At 37.0% G+C, this 15,034-nt stretch carries 12 protein-coding genes; 9 read left to right on the top strand and 3 right to left on the bottom strand.

The window, feature by feature from the left end; all coding sequences use genetic code 11:
• Nucleotides 1-203: 203 nt before the first annotated feature.
• The 5 genes from MKS83_RS05175 (at nt 204) to MKS83_RS05155 (ending at nt 8,471) form a co-directional block, all read left to right on the top strand.
• A complete protein-coding gene (locus MKS83_RS05175) occupies nt 204-785 on the top strand; it encodes an RNA polymerase sigma factor (RefSeq protein WP_240582271.1) in 582 nt (193 codons plus the stop codon).
• Nucleotides 786-845: 60 nt separating this feature from the next.
• Nucleotides 846-2,009: a FecR family protein gene (locus MKS83_RS05170; RefSeq protein ID WP_240582270.1), complete on the top strand. Its 1,164-nt coding sequence runs from the start codon at nt 846-848 to the stop codon at nt 2,007-2,009.
• A gap of 119 nt (nt 2,010-2,128) precedes the next feature.
• The gene (locus MKS83_RS05165; protein WP_240582269.1) at nt 2,129-5,647 is read left to right on the top strand and encodes a SusC/RagA family TonB-linked outer membrane protein; all 3,519 of its coding nucleotides are present in this window, start codon (nt 2,129-2,131) and stop codon (nt 5,645-5,647) included.
• Nucleotides 5,648-5,658: 11 nt separating this feature from the next.
• On the top strand, nt 5,659-7,026 hold the full coding sequence (locus MKS83_RS05160; protein ID WP_240582268.1) for a RagB/SusD family nutrient uptake outer membrane protein: 1,368 nt from the start codon (nt 5,659-5,661) through the stop codon (nt 7,024-7,026).
• A gap of 2 nt (nt 7,027-7,028) precedes the next feature.
• Nucleotides 7,029-8,471, top strand: coding sequence for a TlpA family protein disulfide reductase (locus MKS83_RS05155; RefSeq protein WP_240582267.1), 1,443 nt, complete (start codon nt 7,029-7,031; stop codon nt 8,469-8,471).
• 145 nt (nt 8,472-8,616) lie between these two features.
• Here MKS83_RS05155 and MKS83_RS05150 read toward each other — a convergent pair whose 3' ends face one another.
• The 3 genes from MKS83_RS05150 to MKS83_RS05140 form a co-directional block, all read right to left on the bottom strand.
• Nucleotides 8,617-8,880 (bottom strand): hypothetical protein, encoded by a 264-nt coding sequence (locus MKS83_RS05150; protein ID WP_240582266.1) that lies wholly within the window; start codon nt 8,878-8,880, stop codon nt 8,617-8,619.
• A 98-nt stretch (nt 8,881-8,978) separates the two neighbouring features.
• A complete protein-coding gene (locus MKS83_RS05145; protein WP_240582265.1) occupies nt 8,979-9,428 on the bottom strand; it encodes a MauE/DoxX family redox-associated membrane protein in 450 nt (149 codons plus the stop codon).
• A gap of 176 nt (nt 9,429-9,604) precedes the next feature.
• Nucleotides 9,605-9,853, bottom strand: a complete 249-nt coding sequence (locus MKS83_RS05140) for a hypothetical protein (RefSeq protein ID WP_240582264.1) — start codon at nt 9,851-9,853, stop codon at nt 9,605-9,607.
• A gap of 383 nt (nt 9,854-10,236) precedes the next feature.
• Here MKS83_RS05140 and MKS83_RS05135 point away from each other — a divergent pair, with 383 nt between their 5' ends.
• The 4 genes from MKS83_RS05135 to MKS83_RS05120 all read left to right on the top strand — a co-directional run bounded on the left by MKS83_RS05135 (nt 10,237) and on the right by MKS83_RS05120 (nt 15,031).
• A complete protein-coding gene (locus MKS83_RS05135; RefSeq protein ID WP_240582263.1) occupies nt 10,237-11,967 on the top strand; it encodes a helix-turn-helix domain-containing protein in 1,731 nt (576 codons plus the stop codon).
• A 67-nt stretch (nt 11,968-12,034) separates the two neighbouring features.
• Nucleotides 12,035-12,214 (top strand): hypothetical protein, encoded by a 180-nt coding sequence (locus MKS83_RS05130; protein WP_214588937.1) that lies wholly within the window; start codon nt 12,035-12,037, stop codon nt 12,212-12,214.
• A 377-nt stretch (nt 12,215-12,591) separates the two neighbouring features.
• On the top strand, nt 12,592-14,697 hold the full coding sequence (locus MKS83_RS05125; RefSeq protein ID WP_240582262.1) for a type VI secretion system Vgr family protein: 2,106 nt from the start codon (nt 12,592-12,594) through the stop codon (nt 14,695-14,697).
• A gap of 1 nt (nt 14,698) precedes the next feature.
• Complete coding sequence (locus MKS83_RS05120; protein ID WP_214588939.1) at nt 14,699-15,031, top strand: DUF4280 domain-containing protein; 333 nt, start codon at nt 14,699-14,701, stop codon at nt 15,029-15,031.
• Nucleotides 15,032-15,034: the final 3 nt, after the last annotated feature.

The following is a 15,034-nucleotide window of genomic DNA, read 5'->3' as shown; positions in this document are numbered from 1 at the left end:
TCCAATGAATTATCGAAACTAAATTAAGCCTATAAAAACTTAAAACTTTTGACAAAAGGCAAAAAATCGATACAGATAGTAACGGGATCTTTATTAATTAGCAAGCTTTGAAAAAGCTCTATCGCAGGAATATCTGTAAATAAAGATTTCTGAATAAAATTAAAATTCTCTAACTTTACTCAAGAGTTACCAATTGCCCTGTTATGACATCCCGAAATTTGATCGACGAAAGGGCACTGCTTTCCCAGTTTCAAAGCGGTGATAAACTGGCTTTTGATCGGATTTTCACAATGTTTCACTCTTCATTGGTATTTTTCGCAGATAGGTTACTTCTGAATATCGGAATGGAAATTTCCAAGGATATTGTACTAGATATATTTCTGAAGCTATATGACAGAAGGGAAGGATTTGAAACCATGTCAAATATCAAAGCTTTCCTTTATATTTCAGTACGAAACAGCTGTATCAAAACTATTGAAAAGCAGAAAGTAAATCAGAAGCGGTTTGATTTGTATACGAAGAATTTGGATGAGTTTGACAAAAATGTACTGGATAACATTGTTCAGACCGAAGTATATGAAGAGCTCTATCGAGCGATTGATCTGTTGCCTGAACCATATCGGCTTATCATGGGCAGGCTTGTCAGCGGCGATACGCCAAAAGAGATATCCGAAGAGCTCGGTATCCCTGTCAGTACAATAAATACCCAAAAATCAAGAGCGCTTTCAATTTTAAAAAAATCCCTCTCAGGTGCTGGAATTGCACTTTTAATAATTTATTCATAATTTTTTAACTTTTTTGAGACAACAAATAGGCATTTCCGGTTTCTATTTAAAATGAAACCAATGGAAGAGCACAGAATCCTTGAGGAGTTAAAGATTGTTCCGCTTCTAACGAAGTTTGTCAGAGGGGAGGATCTGACCATCCTTGAAGAGAAAACGATTGAGATCTGGCTCAACGCGAGCAGTGCGAACCGTACTTTCTTTGAGCAATTACAAGATAAGGAGCACGTTGCTCGGGAACTTCTAAAAAGGGATGCTGCAGGTGCTACGACTTCCTCAGAACTTCTAAAATTACATGGTCGCTTAAAACAACGTCAATCCCGTTACAGACGGATCACTATCTGGACTGCGGCTGCTTCGATATTGTTGTTTTTTTCGCTTACCATACTTCTTTACAGATATTATCAGTCCAGAAATGTTAGTGATGAAAAAGTTGATGTGGCAATGGCTGACATTGATCCAGGAAAGGATCAGGCGACACTGACTTTTGACGATGGGAGAGTTATCGACCTTGATGGTAAAACAGTAAAAATTGATGCAGATGGTACTACCTACGTTGATGGGAAAACTGTTTCACAGGCTTCTGTGCAATATGCGACGCTCACGACACCCCGAAAAGGACAGTACAAAACGGTATTAGCGGATGGTACACAGGTCTGGTTGAATGCCGAATCAAAGTTAAAATATCCTACAAAGTTTACGGGAAAAGAAAGGTCAGTAGAGCTTCAGGGAGAGGGGTACTTTGAAGTAACGCACAAGCCAGATAAACCTTTCATTGTTATATCACGAGATCAGAAATTGAAAGTCCTAGGGACAAAATTCAACATAAATTCTTATGACAATGAACCTGCAATCATTACTACTTTGGTAAGTGGAAGTGTTGTACTCACGAGTAAGCAGGATGATAAACCAGTCCTATTAAAACCGGGGCAGCAAGGGAAGTTAACAGCACAATCATCCGTATTTACCATCAATAATGTGGATACCGAAGCGTTCACGGCCTGGACTGTGAGTGATTTTCAATTTGACGGTACTTCGTTGAAAGAGGTTTTTAGGCAGCTTGAACGCTGGTATGATATTGATGTGGATTTTAGCACTATTCCAGATACCAAAGTTGTCGGAACCATCAACAGGGAGAAAAAACTGTCAAGCGTGCTACATACACTTGAAAAAATTACAGATTTACAATTTAAAGTTACGGGAAGGAGGGTCCAGATCAAAAATTAAAGAATTATAGTTTCATATGTTGGCCCAAAAAAAGATGCCGGAGTGTTAGCGCACTCCGGCGATTGGGTCTATATCGAAGTTTTGAGCAACTAAAATACTATTTAACCCTATACAAATCTATGAAAAAACATGATTTTTCCAAGAAGGAAAACATCCCTCCGTCGATGGATATGTTTTCCAATCGGAGAAAACTTCTGCGCACTGGCATAAAGAGTACGTTATTCTTTATGCTACTTGCCAGCAGTACTGCGATAAAGGCGCAACAGATCAATCTCTCATTGCAGAGAGCGCCGCTATCTACTGCAATGTCCGAAATTCGGAAATCGACAAAATATGATTTTGCGTACAATAAAGATCTGCTCAAAAAGGTCAAGCCGATAACTGTAAATTTAAGAGGAGCCTCAATAGAGGAAACTTTAAAAGCTCTTTTTGCCGATCAACCCGTGACATACGAGATTGCGGACGGCATTATCATTTTAAAGGAAAAAAAGGTTTCAGATTTAAAAAAAAAGGAAACAATAAAAGGCAGGATCGTCGATGAACATGGTAATCCGCTTGCAGGTGCTACGGTACAGGTAAAGGGAACCAACTTTGTCACAACTTCTGATGGTTCAGGTTTTTTTGAGATACCAGATGAATTTTCAGGATCTGAACTACTGATATCCTATTTGGGATATGGACGTATTGAGGTAGCTGCTAAAAATGCGGGCAGCATTGTGTTGACAACAAATGACAACCGGATCGAAGAGGTGAGTGTTGTTGCCAGTGGGTATCAGTCCATTCCAAAGGAAAGGGCAACAGGCTCTTTTTCAAAAATCGATAATGCGACCTTTAACCGTCAGGTTTCAACTGACGTTATCAGCAGACTAAAGGGTATAGCGCCATCAATATTATTCGATGAGCGTTCAGGTTCTCCGAAGCTTACTATCAGGGGACAGGCTACTATATTTGGAAACGATCAACCGCTGATTGTTGTCGATAATTTTCCGTATGAAGGGGACATCAACAATATCAATCCGAACGATATTGAGGATATTGACATTTTGAAAGATGCTGCCGCAGCTTCCATTTGGGGCGTAAGGGCTGGTAATGGTGTGATCGTGATTAAAACTAAAAAAGGACGAGCAGACGAACCGATGAATATTGGTTTTACCTCAAATGTTACCATAGGACAGAAACCGGACCTTAATTATATTCCACAGATCAAACCGACGGACTTCATTGATATTGAAAAGATGCTTTTTGACAAGGGTTTTTACAATACCATTATCAGTAATACTGCTGACAATCGTCCATATTCACCAGTTGTAAGTATTTTGAATGATCAGAAAAACGGGCTAATAACGGAACAGCAGGCAAACACACAGATTGATGCCCTACGCAGTGGCGATCTGAGAAGAGACATGAGTAAATACCTGTACCAGCAGAGTGTTAAACAGCAGTATGCCTTAAATTTAAACGGCGGTACAAATAAATATACCTACTATTTTTCAGCAGGATTTGATAAAAATCAAAATTCAGAAAAGGGTAACGACTTTAGCCGTGTTAGCCTTAACAGTAATCAGGTTTTCCGACCAATTGAAAAATTGGAGCTTTCGGCAGGGCTTTCCTATAACCAAAATAACCAGTCTGCTTCTAATGTTATTTCGATGCTTAGCAATATGGGACAGGAACAAATGTATCCATACGCAAGGTTAGTCGATGATCAAGGAAATCCCTCAATTATAACAAAAGATTTTAGTAATGTATTAAAGCAAAAAGCACTTTCAGATGGCTTACTTAATTGGGATTTTATTCCGTTGAATGAACTGAATTATCAAGAGAATAAAATTAAGCAATCTGAAACACGGATTAATGTAGCAGTGAAATACATGATTTTACAGTCTTTAACTGCCGAAGCGAGATTTCAATACGAGAATCAGCTTGGCAAGATTCGTAATTTTTATGATGAAGGGAGTTATTTTATGCGGGGTCAGATTAATCAATATACAACTTTTTCCAATGGTTTAATAAAACGTAATATACCTTTAGGAGGTAAGCTTGATAATACTAACAGTGAATTAAATGCCCTGAATGGTCGTTTTCAGTTGAATTTTGATCAAAGATGGAATAAACATCAGGTAAATGCTATTGCTGGTTTTGAAGTTAGAGAAACTAGATCAAATGGCACTTCGGCTAGTTTATATGGTTTCGATCCAAATGTTGGTTCAAGCGTTACAGTCGATTACCTGAATGAATTTCCATTATATGGAACAAGCTTTACCAACCTTATTCCGCAAGGTAATGATTATTCAGAAACGCTAAATCGATTGCGATCTTATTATATCAATGCAGGTTATAATTATGACCTACGCTATGTTTTATCTGCAAGTGCAAGGATTGATCAATCTAATCTTTTTGGAGTAAGAACAAATCAAAAATCTGTACCGCTTTGGTCCGTTGGTGGAAAATGGAATATTAACAAAGAAAAATTTTATGATGTAAAATGGCTTCCAAATTTAAGTTTAAGATCAACATTTGGTTATAGTGGTAACGTGGATAGATCTATAACAGCCTATACAACCGCAATGATTACATACAATAGTTTTAATCGTCTTCCTGCGGCAACATTACTAAATCCTCCTAATAAAAATTTAAGATGGGAAAAAAACAGAATGTGGAATATTGGAATAGATTTCGGAACAAAAAATAATCGTTTTACTGGAAGTATCGAGTACTATAACCGAAAAGGTGACGATTTGATTGGCAACGGAGCAATCGATCCAACTACTGGTTTTTCATCTTATAGAGGAAATGTTGCAGATATGTCAGGAAATGGAATAGACGTCGAGCTTAATTCCAATAATATCAATGGGAAGCTTAAATGGAATACGACAGCTCTGTTTTCAATTGCCAAAAATAAAATCACAGCATATCAACGCCCAACCTCGTTAAGTAATTTTCTAAGCGATAACAGTGTTTATAGAAATCCCTCAACGTATTCACCTGTTGTTGGTAGACCTTTGTTCGGTATTTACTCATATCCTTGGGCAGGGCTAGATCCACAAACCGGACAAGGGCGGGGTTACATTGATGGTCTTGCATCTACTGATTATTCAAAAATTACACAACAATTAGCATTAGATCCAGAACAAAATTTGATATACAATGGTAATGCACTACCACCATATTTTGGAGCCCTTAGAAACACTTTCAATTATAATGGTATTGAGCTATCATTTAATATCACTTATCGTTTTGGTTATTACTTTAAAAGGAATAGTATAATGTATTCTGCATTATATAGCTATTATGGTTCGCATGGAGATTTTTATAATAGATGGCAAAAACCGGGAGACGAACTTCAGACAAATGTTCCTGCAATGAGTTATCCAGCAAATATCCTTGCAGATGATTACTACAAAAATTCTGAGGTCTTGATTGAGAAAGGGGATCACGTCCGTCTTCAGGATATACTTATTTCTTATAGTTTGAATCCACAAATTTTAAAATCGCTTCCCCTAAAAAATTTACGAGTTTCTGCAATCGCAAATAATATTGGTATTCTGTGGAGAGCTAATAATGTAGAATTAGATCCTGATTTTCCTACATCGAAGCTTCCAAAAACATTTACTATTGGATTGAATGCTAACTTTTAAAAATTATAGAAATGAAAAAGTTAATTACTATGCTCACATCAATATTCCTAATTTCGTTCGTGATAGGCTGCTCCGATAAATGGTTAGAAGAAAAGCAGGATATTAAATTGATTGTTCCCGCCACCCTCAATGATTTAGATCTACTTTTGAATGCTGATTTATTCCAATATGACGGGAGAGGTGGGATAGAAACCTCCTGTGACGATTATGAATTTACAATTGAACAATATAATCAAATTTCTTTTGGTTTTGATAGGGATTTTATTATTTGGAAAAAAGATAGAAATTATGAGAACTTAAACCTTGTTCAACAAAATGAGTGGAAATGTGCATATAGCCAGATTCAGGTTTGTAATGTAGTTTTGAAGCGACTAATTTCAATAGAAAGAAACAATTCTAATCAGATTGAGTATGATCGTATAAAGGGTACGGCTCAATATCATCGAGCAAAGCAATTTCTAAATATGGCTATGACTTTTAGTAAAAATTATGAGCAAAGTACCGCTAATACTGACTTAGGAATACCAATTAAGCTCGATGACGATATTGATGAAAATGTCAAAAGGGCAACAGTTGAGCAAACTTATCAACAGATTATTCAGGATTTACGACAATCTGCGCAGAATCTTCCTATCACACAACCTGATTACACGAAGGTCACCAAGGCAGGTGCCTTCGCCCTTTTAGCTAGAACGTTCCTTTATATGAACAGTTTTAATGATGCTAAAAGTGCAGCTGATTCCTCGTTGAAATATAATTCTTTTGTTCAAGATTTCAACCAGATTACCAATACTTCTGCTAGTCGACCCTTAAATATTCAATCAAAAGAAATTCATGTTAGAGGTGTTATGGTTAAATCGTCAAGTAATCCTACAACTGGCCGTATTAATACGATGCTTTATAATCAATACACCAATGATGATTTACGAAAGGTACTTTTTTTCAGAAGTGAAGCGGACGGAAAAGTCACATTTAAAGGTAGTTTTTTAAGTAGTCTTTTCACAGGAACGACTACTGCTGAGGTACTTTTAATTCTTGCAGAGGCGAAGGCTAGACTAAATGACACCAAAGGTTCACTAGAAGCTCTGAATAAATTGGCGCTCAACAGATACAAAAAGGAGAATTTTGTTCCATTTTCGGCTTCAAGTAATGCAAATGCTTTAGATATTGTTCTTAAAGAAAGAAGAAAAGAGCTGTTAGCAAGAGGATTGAGATGGCAAGATTTGAAAAGGCTAAATATTGATCCAAAATACTCGATAAACTTGACTAGAACTATTGGGACGGAAATATTCACATTACCTGCTAATGATCCCCGTTATGTTTTGCCAATTCCACAATTTGTAATAGATTTTAATCATATCGAACAAAACAAATATTAGAAATGAAAAACAATATTCTTTTAATAGCTTTCTCATTTTTTTGCCTGAGCCTCTTTGGTCAAATAAAAACTAAAATAACAGGGTTTATTCCTGAATATAAAGAGAATAGAGCAGATGTAGAACTAAATGTATTTTACCCACATATCATTGGAAACGGCCGAAAGGCTGACTATAAGACTAAGACTTTAAATGGTCGTTTCGAATTTGAAATAGAAATAAATGAACCTTTATCAATTAGCGCTAATTTAAATGAAAAGCATATGATTTTTCCTGGTGCATATGCAATCTTAGTTAATCCGGGAGATAGCATTAATATTGAAATACCCGATGCAAAGAAACTAGGTATAATGAATCTTAAATTTTCTGGTAATGGAAGCCAAAAAGTTTTTATGCAACAGGCAATAGTAGCAAAGCTACTTGCCCTTTATAAACAAGATCCAGCTTATAGTTTTCAATCTATAAGCTATAAGTTTATTAGCACAGATAAAAAATTAGATGTTATTGATTCAATTTGTAGAAAGTACAAAAATAGTTTTAAAAAATCTGATATTGACCTAATAAGGGCTATGGAGTACGAATCAGTATTAAATTTGTTGATGTATTCTAGCATTCAAAGTACAAGTGATTCTTTAAGCACATTATTTAAAGATTATATAGTAAAGAAAAATAGGATAAAAATATTTTTAAAAAATGATGTAATAAATAATGATGGAATGACTGTTCTTCGCGACTTTGTGTTACTTTCCGAATTCGATAACCCCGCCAAGCATGGAGGTATGCGGATAAGACAGGACAACCCAGTAGAGTACTGTAAATTAGTAATAAAACACTTATCGAAATATCCTGCTGCAAAAGAATATCTACTCGCAAGTGCTGCTTTAAATGTTTTTGCAAATGAGCAGGATAGCGAGAACACACGGGCGATATACCAAATATATTCGGATAATGTAAAACACGATTCGGAATTTTTTAGTACAGTAAGAGACAGCTATCAAATTGTCATGTCGAGATTAAAAAGAGGAATGGATTTTTTTGCTTTTTCATTGCCTGATACAACTGGAAAAAAATATAATCTTTCCGATTTTAAAGGTAAGGTTATTATCCTAGATTTTTGGTTTAACGGTTGCGGAGGGTGCAGGGTTTTAGCACCAATCATGGAGGATTTGGAGAAGGAATATTTAGATAAAAATATTCAATTTATTTCGGTAAGTATTGATAGTGATCGAAGTTGGTGGTTAAAAGGTATTGGGAAATACTGCAGCAAAAGTTCATTACAACTTTATACTGAGGGTCTTGAAACTAATCATCAGTTAGTGAAATTTTTAAATCCTAATGGATATCCTTTTTTGGTTGCAATAGATAAGGAGGGGAAACTAATTGGGGTACCTCCTAATCCAACAGGAAAACGAGAGGCTTTTAAGAGGTTTCTTGAGCCGTATCTATAAGAAAAGACGGCCATTTTTGGCTTGTCTTTTCACCTCAATATCTAACCAATTACTTGTAGATTATGAATTCGTGTATTCATTCTTTACAAATAGTATATTCAATATTACAAAAATAAAGAGACTGCTTTTAGGCAGTCTCTTTTTGTTATTGTTGTGGCCCGTTATGCATTTTGCTTGCATTTCCCGTTGGCAAACCGGTAGATGTATCATATTCTTGGGAGCATAAAATCTTTGTTTCATCTTGGCAACGATTTTCGCCGGTTACTTGTGGTCCTCGTGAACCGTCAGGATTCACGTAAAATTCTTGTAAAGCTAATTTTGCACTGCTACTTGCCGGCGCAAAAGAGAAAGCTGCGAAACTTCCGATTGCAATTGCTGCAACTCCTAATGTAATTCTTAGTGATTTCATGATGTTTGGTGCTTTTATAAATCAAAAAGCTAAACTTTGGTTAGTTTTTTGCCTACTCTTGGTTTCAGGTTTTCGGCTTCTCCTGTTTGGTTATTAGTTTAGTTATAAGTGGTCTGAACACTATTGTGTGGGGCTCGCCTTAGCGAAAAAAAAGTGATCAGACCAATAATGTTAATTGCAAGGGCAATGAAATTAAAATACAGCTGGTCATTCCAATTCATTCCTTTGAAAACTGCAATACATGAGCATGGAATGCTCGGTGCAAATTTTAAAATGTAAATTAGGTAAGCAGTATAAAGGATCAGGACAGAAAGGGAAGTTAATAATCCCAATCTTCTCCAGTTCTTTTTTAGTAGTAGTATGACAATCCCGAGGTGTACAGCCTGTAAAATATATGGTAGGACAGCTCCAACTGCAGATAGCAGGTAAGCACCTTTTATCTGTCTATTGAATGTATCAAAATCAAAGATTTTACTGGCGAACGTGTACGCCCATACAAGAATGAGGATAAATATGATCAGTTCTGAAATGATGTTCTTAATGCTCATGATGTGGTTATTTGATGGTTGTCATAAATGCCTTAACTGGTCGTATGCATTTTCGAGGATTTAAAAATCTATTTTCAAAATTTCTATTTCATCAAATTTAGAATGCATTTTGGCTGAAATGCAAGAACTTGTTGTCTCAGAATGCAAATGCACACTGTATTAGAAAAAATTCACACTTAATGTTTCCATTGATCTTTATCTTTTGGTGGTGGATCTTTGATCTCATTTCCGTCGGCGTCAAAACTTAAGTTTGACGTCGTTTGCAAAGTGTCATTCTCTGTTTTTAAATAGAGTTTTTGCTGATTTTCTTTTTCTGCCAGACTGTTTTCTTCTGGCACTATTTCCATTTCATCCTGTCTGCAAGATTGTAATGTGCAAAGGCTGAAAAGGATTATCGATATTGAGATAACCGTTGTTTTTTTCATTGTAAAATTTTTTAGATTATCTCGGCCGAGACGTGGTTGAATTCTGTGGTCCAAATTATCAGTCTTTGGGATTGGTTAAAACAACTTGTGGTCTCAGTTATCAAATGCACACCAATGAATTACCCACTGCAGCAGATGTAAATAATTGAAAAAAAGTCACCTAATATTTTTGAAAAAAAATGTGGTTTTGGGGGCATTTTTGAAGTGTATTAGAAACCATTCACATGTATTAGAACGCAAATTCACACTTGCAATTTTGATGTTTAATTTCGTAATGCGTTGATATATAGTTCGCTAATTTGTAAAACGCTTTTTCACGTAGCGATGAATTTGGGGTGTGTGGTATATGAGAAATTTTCTTAATTTTATAGTAATACTTAGCCATGAACCGCCCACAAATTCATTTTTTATCAATCATATTACTTTTTCTGTGCGAATTGCTGTTTGCCCAGCAAGAAAAGCTGAGCGATTTTTATCTCATCCAACGTCAATACGAGAACCTACCGGAAAATGATGCAGCAGCACTTCCGCTGGTAGGAAAGCTTATCCAAAAGGCAAAATCGGAGAATGATCATACCCAGCTGTTTCTTGGTTATAAGGACGCCCGCTATTACTCGGCTGATCCGCAGATCAAACTGAAATATGCAGACAGTGCAATTTATGTCGCAAAGGCAATTAGGAACGATAGTTTATTGAGCAGTGCGTACATGAGTAAAGGAGTGGTTTATTACTTTTATCTCAAAAAATATAAGCTCGCCCTAAATGAATATTTGAAAGCTTTTGAGAAGAATAAAAGCAATAAAGATCCATATTACAGAAACAAACTTAATTACCACATAGGAGTTGTTAAAAGCTATATAGGTTATTATAAGGAGGCTCTTAATAATTTTGAGGAGGGCAGAGCTTTTTTTGAGGGTGAAATCAAGAAGTATCAGCACCCTAATTTGATGTATGGGAATCAAAGAGGGTATTTGAATACGATCCATCAAATGATCGTATGTTACCGCAAACTGGATGATAATAAAAAGGCTGATTCGCTGATAGCGGTAGGGCTTGCAGGATCATCGAAAAATGCGGATTACAAGCAGGAACACAGTTATTTCCTCAAAGAAGAAGGCATTCGTGAATTCCGAAACAAGCATTATGGCAATGCGGTCAAAATGTTGAACAATTCTTTAGCAGCGCTTATCCAGGTCAATGACTTCGCGTGGTTGACCGTATCATACTCGTACCTCGGCAGAGCCAAGTGGGAGCAGGGAAATATCGGAGAAGCGATCAGGGATTTTGAAAATATAGATTCAATTTTCGTAAAGCATAATTTTGTTCTGCCGGAAGTAAGACATATATATGTCGATCTGATAAATTATTATGCAGATAATAAAGACAGTGCAAAATCATTATACTATACCAGGCAGCTTCTTAAAGTCGATAAAATTCTTGAAGAGGATTTCGTTTATCTGTCTTCAAAAATCCATCATGAGTATGATGCTGATAAACTTTTACAGGAGAAGGACAAATTACAGCGGATATCCTGGATTAGAGGAACTGTATATGTGATCCTATTATTTATTTTTTCCTTTGGAGCGTTCTATCTGCTTTTAAGGCTGAGGTCCAGAAAGACGGTTATTGGTCGGAATAGCGTTTTAGGGATTAACCTCGCAGGTGGTACCTTAAATATGGAAGAGGAAGGAGCATTCAGGATGCGAACGTACAGGAAAACCGATATAGGTAATGGTATTGTTGAGGATGTTCTTCGGAAGCTGAGTGAATTTGAAGCAAATCACGAATATCTTAATGAGCATATCAAGCTCAAATCAATGGCCAAAAGTTTTGGTGTAAACCACAATTATCTATCCGAAATTATTCAGGCACATAGGGGCGCAAATTTTCATCTATACCTCTGCGAGTTGCGGATTTCCTACATTACTAAGAAACTTGACACCGATAAAGAATACCATAAGTATACCAGTGACACACTCTCAAAAATGTGTGGAATTTCATCAAGGACTAATTTTTCAAAAGTATTCCAGCAGATAAATGGTATGAGTTTTACACAATATCTACACAAAGTCAAATCTGAACTGGGTAGCGTTCCTATATCCGTAAATGAATAAAATTCGCAATTTACCTTACGGATTTCCGTAATTATCCTTATCTTATATATAATATATTTAGCCTCTTATGAAAGATCAATGCACTATCACATGGACTGGTCGTGTTGTGAAGGAACCAATACCCCGTCATTTTGAACTTTTTGAATATGTAGGAACGGACGAATTAGGACAGCCGATCAAAGTTTACGTATATAGGGTTGAAAAAATTGAAAAGGATAAGGAGCAGCTTCAAAATAGACCTATATAAATAGCCTATTGCTGTCAATTAACTCCAATATTTTGGATTGAAATCATTGATAGATAGGGCATAGTAAAATTACGACACTTTTCAAAAAAGTGGGTAAATCATTTTGCCGTGATTTTTCAATATACTATATTGCAAAACCAAAATCACATTAATTTATGAAAAAGAATATATATATATTTAGTATTGACGTGCAACCCTGCACATAGAATGGAGTTTCAATCCTATTGAAATTTGTACGAATTCATCTCAGTACAGTCACTTAATTCCTTTATCCCAAATAAGGAAAAAAATAGATCGGACGACGTAGCTGAACAAAAAGTCTCACCGCGCTCAGGGAGAATATCACCGTAATTATATAAATGAAAAAATAGATATGTATGTTTCAGAAAGACATGGATCATATAGATTCGTCAACAGGAGGAGGAGAAAGTAGCAGTTCAACTACTGTTTTTTCTTCACAGCCTGAGAATGCAGGGGCAAAGACTTTTTTTGATAAGCCAATGCAGAATAACGAAAGGTCACTTACTAAAGGGAAGCTATGGAAGAACCAGCCTACTTCAAAAATTTATAATGCTGGAGCGATTTCGGAAAATGAAGTAAATGGGCTGAACAGGCTGGTGAAGCTTGAAATCGTGGTTGAAGGCACCACCATTCGATTCTTCAAGCATTTCAAGCTTACACAGAGTGCGGTAAAGCACCATACCTTTGAGTTGACCTTAGCGCACGACACATTGGGCGATGCTGAAAACCACAATTTGGAAGAGGCTCAAAATTTCCTTGGAAAACGGATTACCGTTGTTTTCAGATATAAAGATGTAGAAGAAAGCCCTGAAAGAAATTTTGTAGGGGTTGTGACTGAGGTCGGTTTCAGTCAGGATCAGGGAAGTTTGGGTAATATAGTCCTTATTGGTGAAAGCCCGACAATTTTGTTGGACGCTGCACCCCATACGCAAAGTTTTGGGGGAAGCCAGGAAATTAGTCTCAATAGTATTGCCCAGCAAGTTATAAACGAGGGACTTGATCCCAATAAGTTTGATTTCAGGGTTGATGCGAACTACGGGAACATAAGTTACAGTTCTCAATATGAAGAAACGCATTATAACTATTTGGGGCGGATGGCGGAGGCTTATGGAGAACAGTTCTTCTATGATGGAGAGGTATTGCATTTCGGAAAGCTTCCGCCAGCTGAAAACCCTGTGAAGCTAGTATACGGCAGGAATCTCAGTGATGTGAAAATAAGGATGAAAGCCCAGCATGTCAAGCCTTCTTTCTACGGTTACAATAGCCGTAAGAATGAGAAATTGACCGGAGGAGATCCAGCTATTAAACATACTTCAGATATCGCTCAGCGAGCCTATGAAATCTCTGCTAACACTTTTAAAACTCCTTCATTGCGCATAGCACCGATAAAGGCAAATTCATTTTTGGATGTTGAAGCTTCACAGAAGGGTACTGCTGGCAGCAAGGCTGCGGAGGTATTTGTTACTACCGGAATATCCACTGTACCGTTCCTCTATCCGGGTTGTATAGCGGACATTGAAATGCGAAAAGCAGAAACCAGCGAGACGTCATATTTTACCCGATTGTTATTAACGGAGGTCTTACATGAAGTTGATGCAAGGGGATACTATAGCGGGCGTTTTGAGGCTATAGCCGCTGATTCGGGTTATATCCCCCGACCAGAATTTATTGCCCCAAAAGCTGAACCGCAATTTGGAAAGGTGGTATCCAATACAGATCCATTAAACCAGGGAAGAGTTCAGGTTCAATTCGACTGGCAACAGGGGACGGATTGCTCCGAGTTTATCCGGGTCATGTCACCTGATGCAGGAAGCAGTGATGATGTGAAAACGAATAGGGGCTTTATGTCAGTTCCAGAGGTAGGAGATCAGGTGATGGTAAATTTCGTCTACCAGCATCCTGACCGACCTTTTGTGATGGGTGGTCTTTTTCACGGTGGCATTGGAGCTGGTGGAGGAACAGGAAACAATATTATGTCTTTTAGTGGAAGGAGTGGAACAGAACTAAAATATGATAATGGTGCAGGTTCAATAAATCTTAAAGACAAAGGTGGCGCAAATATGTATTTTGACGGAACGGGCAATGCCACTACTGATGCTAATTTAAATCATGTTGTCAATGCTGGCAGTACAAGTTCCATCAATGTAGGTGCAAAAGAAAACAGTCCTGCGACTTCGGTTTTTGAAATGGATGATAAGGGTAATATCAATTTTAAGGGAAAAAAGAGCCTAACAATTACTATCGGAAACAGTTCTCTGAAAATGAAAGAAGACGGTACAATCAGCTTGACCGGAAAGGACATCACTGTTACAGGAAGCAACAATCTGGCGATAAATGCTACGCCCTCTGAAAAGGGAGGTGGTTCAGGTACGATCGACATCACGGCCAAAGGAGGTGATATTACGATCAGCAATGACAAAAATATAAATGTGAAAGGTGGAATTGAAGTTAAATTGACCTAAAATGGAATATCTAAAAGACCAGGCGATTCTGGATTGTGACAAGGGCTTACTGACATCAACGTTGATTGTTACTTCCAATCCGAAGATCAAGCTCCGGGAGGGAAAGTTTGCAACTGATAAAGACAATGTTGCAGGATTGAATATCCCTCATTTTGGATTGTGCGCACTGAAAGGAATCTGCCGTTTAAATCTTGAACTTTCAGGTGTTCCATTGACTTGGATCAAGGCTGTACCAAAGATCAAAATATTGGATAAAAAACCATTATCAGACGTATCAAAATGTATATGTCCCTATGGTGGTATTATAAGCTGTAAGAACTCAGGACAACTATAAAAA

This window comes from Chryseobacterium sp. Y16C, assembly GCF_022488405.1.
Taxonomy (GTDB): Bacteria; Bacteroidota; Bacteroidia; order Flavobacteriales; family Weeksellaceae; genus Chryseobacterium; species Chryseobacterium geocarposphaerae.
This window is presented reverse-complemented; position numbering and strand designations above follow the sequence as displayed.

Excerpts from the sequence above, each read along its gene's own strand:
- MKS83_RS05175 (WP_240582271.1), top strand. The coding sequence starts at position 204 with ATGACATCCCGAAATTTGATCGACGAAAGGGCACTGCTTTCCCAGTTT.
- MKS83_RS05170 (WP_240582270.1), top strand. The coding sequence starts at position 846 with ATGGAAGAGCACAGAATCCTTGAGGAGTTAAAGATTGTTCCGCTTCTA.
- MKS83_RS05165 (WP_240582269.1), top strand. The coding sequence starts at position 2,129 with ATGAAAAAACATGATTTTTCCAAGAAGGAAAACATCCCTCCGTCGATG.
- MKS83_RS05160 (WP_240582268.1), top strand. The coding sequence starts at position 5,659 with ATGAAAAAGTTAATTACTATGCTCACATCAATATTCCTAATTTCGTTC.
- MKS83_RS05155 (WP_240582267.1), top strand. The coding sequence starts at position 7,029 with ATGAAAAACAATATTCTTTTAATAGCTTTCTCATTTTTTTGCCTGAGC.
- MKS83_RS05150 (WP_240582266.1), bottom strand. The coding sequence starts at position 8,880 with ATGAAATCACTAAGAATTACATTAGGAGTTGCAGCAATTGCAATCGGA.
- MKS83_RS05145 (WP_240582265.1), bottom strand. The coding sequence starts at position 9,428 with ATGAGCATTAAGAACATCATTTCAGAACTGATCATATTTATCCTCATT.
- MKS83_RS05140 (WP_240582264.1), bottom strand. The coding sequence starts at position 9,853 with ATGAAAAAAACAACGGTTATCTCAATATCGATAATCCTTTTCAGCCTT.
- MKS83_RS05135 (WP_240582263.1), top strand. The coding sequence starts at position 10,237 with ATGAACCGCCCACAAATTCATTTTTTATCAATCATATTACTTTTTCTG.
- MKS83_RS05130 (WP_214588937.1), top strand. The coding sequence starts at position 12,035 with ATGAAAGATCAATGCACTATCACATGGACTGGTCGTGTTGTGAAGGAA.
- MKS83_RS05125 (WP_240582262.1), top strand. The coding sequence starts at position 12,592 with ATGTTTCAGAAAGACATGGATCATATAGATTCGTCAACAGGAGGAGGA.
- MKS83_RS05120 (WP_214588939.1), top strand. The coding sequence starts at position 14,699 with ATGGAATATCTAAAAGACCAGGCGATTCTGGATTGTGACAAGGGCTTA.